The organism is Streptomyces calidiresistens (assembly GCF_014141525.1).
GTDB classification, from domain to species: domain Bacteria; phylum Actinomycetota; class Actinomycetes; order Streptomycetales; family Streptomycetaceae; genus Streptomyces; species Streptomyces calidiresistens.
Genome location: NZ_VKHS01000259.1, coordinates 1 through 6,547 on the forward strand (window position 1 = coordinate 1; position 6,547 = coordinate 6,547).

Sequence of the window (6,547 nt, forward strand, 5' to 3'; positions counted from 1 at the left end):
CTCCCGCCCGGCCGTCGGCCCGCTCCCCCGGCCCCCCTCACGGAGTCGGCGCCGTTCGGCCTCCCGCGCCTCGTCCATCGAACCGACCACCACCCCGATGAGCAGGTTGATGAGCATCAGTCCGGCGAACAGGACGTAGGAGCCGTAGTACGCCAGTGTCCAGGGGGAGACCTCCAGTCCGTCGCGCACGGCGGCACCGATCCCGTCGAAGGTCGCCAGGAGGAAGAGGGTGATCACGGCGCGGTCCAGGGTGCCGAACCGTTCGGGGTCGTGCTCGGAGAGGATCTGCCAGCCGACCATTCCGTACACGTACAGGATCAACACGCCGAGGGCGAGGAAGCCCAGCATGCCCGGCAGGCTCTTGCCCACCGCGGTCACGATGACCCGGATCTGCGGCATCATGCGCGCCACCCGGGCCACCCGCAGCAGTCGCAGGAGGCGCAGGATGGTGGCGTTGCCCTGCGTCAGCGGCAGGTGGGTGAGTACCACCACGGTCAGATCGAAGACGTTCCACGGGTCGCGGAAGAACGCCCGGGGACGATCGGCACAGGCCACGGCCCGCAGCGCGATCTCCGCCGTGAAGGCCGCCAACAGGAGGGTTTCCAGCCGGGGGAGGGGGGTCGCGGCCGCGTCGGGGGGGAAGTAGGTCTCGGCACCGAGCAGGACCGCGTTGAGGAGGATGAGTCCGCAGACCACCACCGAGAACGTCCGGGATTCCGTCACCCGGCGGGCCCGCCCCGCCGTGGTACCGCGCCACCCGGTGGGGGCACTTTCCACCGTCACCGTGAAGTCCGCTCTTCCCCGCGCCGCTCCGTCACCGGTCCGCCCCCGGGGAGGGACCGGCCCGTTCCCCGGGGCCGTCACGGAGAACGCACACAAGATCATCCAGGCCCGGGATCCTACCAGCGGTGATCCCGACGGAAGGGGGAAATGCCTTGTTTCACAAGGGGGTTGGCCTAATCCTCCCGGTTCCGGGGGAGCCCGCGGGGTGGGCTCCGGAGGGCCCGTCGCGCGCCGCGCCCGAAATGGGCCGGCGACACCGGGGGGGCGGACGGTAGTAGTGAAGCCATGACGGAACCCTTCCCGCCCCGGATCGCCGGGGACGCCGCCCCGCCGCTGCCCGCCACCGAACGAGCCCTCCACCACCGTCTGGCGGTGGCCCAGGCGGAGGGACGCGTCCCCTCGGTGGTTGCCGCCGTCGTCCGGGACGGCCTCCCGGTGTGGTGCGCGGGACGCGGTGAGGTCGCCGGGGAGGTGCCCGGCGCCGAGGTGCAGTACCGCATCGGTTCGATCACCAAGACCTTCGTGGCGATCCTGGTCATGCGCCTGCGGGACGAGGGCCGGCTCTCCCCCGACGACCGCCTGGACCACCACCTCGACACGCCCGCCGGAGGGGAGGCGCGCATCGCCGAACTCCTCTGTCACTCGGGTGGCCTGGCCGCCGAACCACGCGGCCCGTGGTGGGAACGCACCGAGGGTGACCTGCGCCCCGAACTCCCCGACCTGTTCGACGAACGTCCCCTGCGCCATCCCCCGGGACGTCGCCACCACTACTCCAACACCGGCTACGCCCTGCTCGGCGCCCTGGTGGAACACCTGAGGGGTCGTCCCTGGTACGAGGTGCTGCGCGAGGAGGTGCTCGATCCGCTGGGCATGTCCGACACCACCCTCCTGCCGCGCGCGCCGCATGCCCGGGGATGGGCCGTGCACCCCCACGCCGACGTGGTGCAGCCCGAGCCGACACCGGCCACCGGACGCATGGCACCGGCCGGGCAACTCTGGTCCACGGCCGCCGACCTGTGCCGTTTCGCGGCCTTCCTCACGGCCGGGGACGAGCGCGTGCTCGGGGCGTCGGCGCTGGAGGAGATGCGACGGCCCGCCGTCCCCGCCGAGGCGCGCGATCGGGACTCCTCCTACGGATGGGGCCTGCAACTCCTCCACCACCGGGGACGCACCCTGTGGGGACACTCCGGTTCCATGCCGGGCTTCGTCGCGGGGTTGTGGACCTCCCCCTCCGAACGCCTCGCGGCCGTGGCGCTGACCAACGCGACCTCCGGGCTGTCCGCGCCCACCCTGGCCGCGGACCTGATCGCGCTGCTCGCCGAGCACGAGCCGCCCCTCCCGGAGCCGTGGCGGCCGATGCCGGAGGTCGATCCGGGGCTCGTGGCGGCGGCGGGGGTCTGGTACTGGGGCACCGCGGCGCACGTCCTGCGCGTGCGGGCCGACCGAGCGCTGGAACTCGCCCCCCTGCAGGGCGCCGGTCGCGGTTCCCGGTTCCGCCCCGAGGCGGACGGCACCTGGACCGGGCTGGAGGGGTACTTCGCGGGGGAGACCCTGCGGCTCGGTTCCGGGGCGGAGGCGCACGTCACCGACTCGCGGGGACCCGACCACCTGGACATCGGCACCTTCGTCTTCACCCGTACCCCCTACGACCCGGCGGCCCCCGTCCCCGGGGGCACCGACCCGGAGGGGTGGCGCGGCCGAGGGGGCGTCGCCGGGGGGTGATCCGCGGTCACCGGATGGGGATCGGCAGTCTCTCGGGCGCCGGGGCCTCGGAACGGGCGGGCCCCAGCGCGTGCTCCACCACCATCAGGGCCGCCCCGTGGATGCCGGCCCGCTCGCCCGCCCGGGACTGCACGATCCGCAGATCCCGGGTGGCCAGCGGGAGCGAGCGCTGGTAGACCACCTCCCGGACCCCGGCGATCAGATGCTCCCCGGCGACGGAGAGCGCGCCCCCGATGACGATGACCGAGGGGTTGAAGAGGCTGACCGCCGTGGCCAGCACCTCCCCGATGTCCCGGCCGGCCTGCCGCACCAGCGTCAGCGCGGCCACCGATCCGCCGCGCGCCAGGGCGGCCACCTCGCCGCTGGTGCGGACGGGGGAACCCAGTTCGGTCAGCCGCCGGGCCAGCGCCGAACCACCGGCCACCGCCTCCAGGCATCCCACGTTCCCGCAGCGGCACGGCAGTTCGGCGCCGTGCGGCAGTCGCACGTGTCCCATGTCGCCCGCGACGCCCTGGGACCCGCGGTGCAGCCGACCACCCGCGATCAGTCCACTGCCGATCCCGGTGGCGACCTTCACGTAGATCATGTGCTCGGCCTCCGCCCAGTGGGCACGGTGCTCGCCGAGCGCCATGATGTTCACGTCGTTGTCCACCAGGGTCACCGCGCCGAGCCGTTCGCTCACGAAGCCGGGCACGTCGAAGCCGTCCCAGCCCGGCATGATCGGCGGGTTGGTGGGGCGGCCGGAGAGGTGTTCCACCGGTCCCGGCAGGCCGATGCCGATGCCCATCAGGTCGCCCCGGGCGCGGTCGGCGCGGTCGAGCAGGACACCGCCCAGCCGGCACAACTCCTTCAGGACGGCCTCGGGGCCCGCCGCCACGTCCAGGGACACGTTCTCCTCGGCCAACACCTCGCCCGACAGGTCGGTCAGCGCCGCGGTGAGGTGGGTGGCCCCGATGTCGCCGGCCAGGACCACCCGGGCTCCGGGGTTGAAGGCGTACAGCGAGGGGGGGCGTCCTCCGGTGGAGGGTCCCTTGTCCGTGTGGCACAGCAGCCCGGAGTCCAGAAGGGCGTCCAGCCGCTCGGCCACGGTCGACCGGGCGAGGCCCGACTCCGCCGCCAACTCGGCCCGGGTGCGCGGCCGTCCGTCCCGGACGAGCCGCAACAGGAGGGCTGTCCCGGCCGTCGGTCCGGCGGACAGCGCGCCGGTCTCCCTCATCCTCTTCCCTTCCCGGTCACACGCGCGGTGGTGAGGTCCCACGGTACAACACCACCCACTTACTCATGATCATTGCCGATCTTCCGGCACAAGCTTTGGAACTTTTTATTGACCGTCGGCAAAAGTGCTCCTACGTTGTCCGCCATGACAGGCGCAACGAAGAGCCTCCGGTCGTCGCCGTCGACGACCGAGGGGGAGCCGCTGCTCGCGATGCGGGGCATCGTCAAGGGCTTCCCGGGGGTCCGTGCCCTCGACGGCATCGACCTGGACGTGTCCGCCGGCGAGGTCCACTGCCTGCTCGGCCAGAACGGCGCAGGGAAGTCCACCCTCATCAAGGTTCTGGCCGGAGCCCACCAACCCGACGCGGGCCGCATCCTGTGGCGGGGGGAGGAGGTCCGCCTCCCCCATCCGGGAGCCTCCCTGCGCCTGGGCATCGCCACCATCCACCAGGAGTTGGACCTGGTGGACGGCCTGACGGTGGCGGAGAACATCCACCTGGGTCACGAGACCACCGCGTGGGGGATGATCGCCCGATCGGAGGCCAACACCGCCGCCGCCCGCCTGCTGCACCGCCTCGGCCACCCGGAGATGTCCCCGACCACCGAGGTGGGCCGGCTCTCCGCCGCCGGCAAACAGCTCGTCTCCATGGCCCGCGCGCTGTCCCGGGACGCCCGGCTCATCGTGATGGACGAGCCCTCCGCCGTCCTGGACCGCGGTGAGGTGGAGCGCCTCTTCGAGGTGGTGCGCGGCCTCGCCGACCGGGGCATCGCCATCGTCTACATCTCCCACCGGCTGGAGGAGATCCGCCGGATCGGGGACCGCGTCACGGTCCTCAAGGACGGACGCACCGTGGCCTCCGGGCTTCCGGCGAGCACCCCGACCACCGAGGTCATCCGCCTGATGACCGGCCGCTCCATCGACTACGTCTTCCCCCCGCGCACCCCGGTGCCCGAGGACGCCGAACCGGTTCTGGAGGTGGAGTCCCTCGGGCGGCGCGGCGAATTCCGCGGCGTCGACCTCACCGTCCGGGCCGGGGAGATCGTGGGCCTGGCCGGCCTGGTGGGCTCCGGCCGTTCGGAGATCCTCGAAACGGTGTACGGCGCCCGACGTCCCTCGACCGGCACCGTCCGGGTCGCCGGCAGGCCGGTCCGCCCCGGCCGACCGGCCGCCGCGATGGCGGCCGGCATCGGCTTCTGCCCCGAGGAGCGCAAGAGCCAGGCGCTGGTGCTGGACGACTCCGTCCAGCGCAACATCACCCTGGCCGACCTGCGCCGGTTCAGCCGCTGGGGGTTTCCCGACCGCGCCGCCGAACGGCGCGCCGCCACCGAACAGGCCACCGACCTCGACCTGCGCCCCCCGAACGTGGACCGTGCCGTGCGGACCCTCTCCGGCGGCAACCAGCAGAAAGTGGTGCTCGCCCGCTGGCTGTCGCGGGGCTGCCGCGTGCTGCTGCTCGACGAACCCACCCGGGGCGTGGACGTGGGCGCCCGGGCGGAGATCTACACGCTGATCCACGACCTGGCGGCCCGGGGCATCGCGGTGGTCGTGGTCTCCAGCGAGATCGAGGAGGTCATCGGCCTCTCCGACCGCGTCCTGGTGGTGTCCGACGGCGAGATCGTCCACGAGGGGCCCGCGGAGGACATCGACGAACACCGCGTGCTCGACATGGTGATGGAAGGTGATGTGGCGTGAGCGCCGAGACCACGACCCCCGCCCGCGACGGGGAACCGGGCGCCGGCACACCCGTCGGGGGCGACCGCCCCGGGGAGGGGCTCCCGGGGAAGACCACCGGCGGGAACGGCGGGAGCCGAACCCCCCGCGACCGGATCACCGAGCTGTTCGCCGGCTCGGTGGGGCGCAACGCCGGTCTGGTGATCGCCCTGCTGGTCCTGTGCCTGATCGGCTTCCTCACCGCCGGCGACCGTTTCGCCAACCTCGACAACGTGATGACGATCCTGCGACTGGCCTCCGTCATCGGCGTCGTGGCCGTCGGCATGACCTTCGTGATCACCGGGGGCGGCATCGACCTCTCGGTGGGCGCCATCGTCGCCCTGGCGACGGTCTGGGCCACCACCCTCTCCACCCAGACCATGGCCGCGGACATCCACTGGATGATCATGGTCACCACCGCGCTGGCGGTGGGCGCCGGATGCGGGCTGGTCAACGGTCTGTTGATCGCGTACGGGCGCATGGCACCCTTCATCGCGACCCTGGCCATGCTCGCCGGCGCCAGGGGCCTGGCCGAGATGATCTCCGAGAAGCGGACCCAGGTCGTCACCGTCCCCGGCCTGGTGGACTTCTTCGGCGGTCGGGTCCTGGGCGTTCCCGTCCTGGTGATCGTCTTCGCGCTGGTGGCCGCCGGCGGGTGGGTTCTGCTCAACCGCACCACCTTCGGCCGCCGAACCCTGGCCGTGGGCGGCAACCCCGAGGCCGCCCGCCTGGCGGGTGTCAACGTGCGACGCCACACCGCCCTGCTCTACGTCCTGCTCGGCACGGCCTGCGGCATCGCCGCGGTGATGCTCATGGCCCGCACCACCGCCGGCACCTCCACCCACGGCATGCTTTACGAACTCGACGCGATCGCCGCCGTGGTGATCGGCGGCACCCTGCTCAGCGGCGGCCGCGGCACCATCGTCGGGACCGTTTTCGGGGTCCTGATCTTCACCACCCTCACCAACGTGTTCACCCTCAACAACCTGGACACCTCCACCCAGGCGGTGGCCAAGGGGCTGATCATCGTCGTCGCGGTCCTGCTCCAGCAGCGTGTCGCGGCCCGGGGCGGCACCGGATAGACCGGCCGGCCCGGGCCGCGACACGCTGCTGGAG

At 72.7% G+C, this 6,547-nt stretch carries 5 protein-coding genes; 3 read left to right on the top strand and 2 right to left on the bottom strand.

Annotated features, from left to right (window positions below):
- Window positions 1-783, bottom strand: a 783-nt coding sequence (locus tag FOE67_RS12640) for an ion transporter (RefSeq protein WP_323384831.1), incomplete at its 3' end; no start/stop codon positions are given.
- A 285-nt stretch (window positions 784-1,068) separates the two neighbouring features.
- Here FOE67_RS12640 and FOE67_RS12645 point away from each other — a divergent pair.
- Entirely contained in the window at window positions 1,069-2,505 is a 1,437-nt protein-coding gene (locus FOE67_RS12645) for a serine hydrolase domain-containing protein (RefSeq protein WP_182663642.1), read from the top strand.
- 7 nt (window positions 2,506-2,512) lie between these two features.
- On the opposite strand, the gene FOE67_RS12650 is transcribed toward FOE67_RS12645, so the two are convergent.
- A complete protein-coding gene (locus FOE67_RS12650; RefSeq protein ID WP_182663644.1) occupies window positions 2,513-3,721 on the bottom strand; it encodes an ROK family transcriptional regulator in 1,209 nt (402 codons plus the stop codon).
- 210 nt (window positions 3,722-3,931) lie between these two features.
- Between FOE67_RS12650 and FOE67_RS12655 the strand changes: the two genes are divergently transcribed.
- Window positions 3,932-5,413, top strand: a complete 1,482-nt coding sequence (locus tag FOE67_RS12655; protein WP_182663648.1) for a sugar ABC transporter ATP-binding protein — start codon at window positions 3,932-3,934, stop codon at window positions 5,411-5,413.
- Window positions 5,410-6,513 carry an ABC transporter permease gene (locus FOE67_RS12660; RefSeq protein ID WP_182663646.1) on the top strand — a complete coding sequence of 368 codons (1,104 nt, stop codon included), beginning with the start codon at window positions 5,410-5,412 and terminating at the stop codon, window positions 6,511-6,513. Before FOE67_RS12655 ends, FOE67_RS12660 begins: the two co-directional genes overlap by 4 nt.
- The last annotated feature ends 34 nt before the right edge of the window (window positions 6,514-6,547 follow it).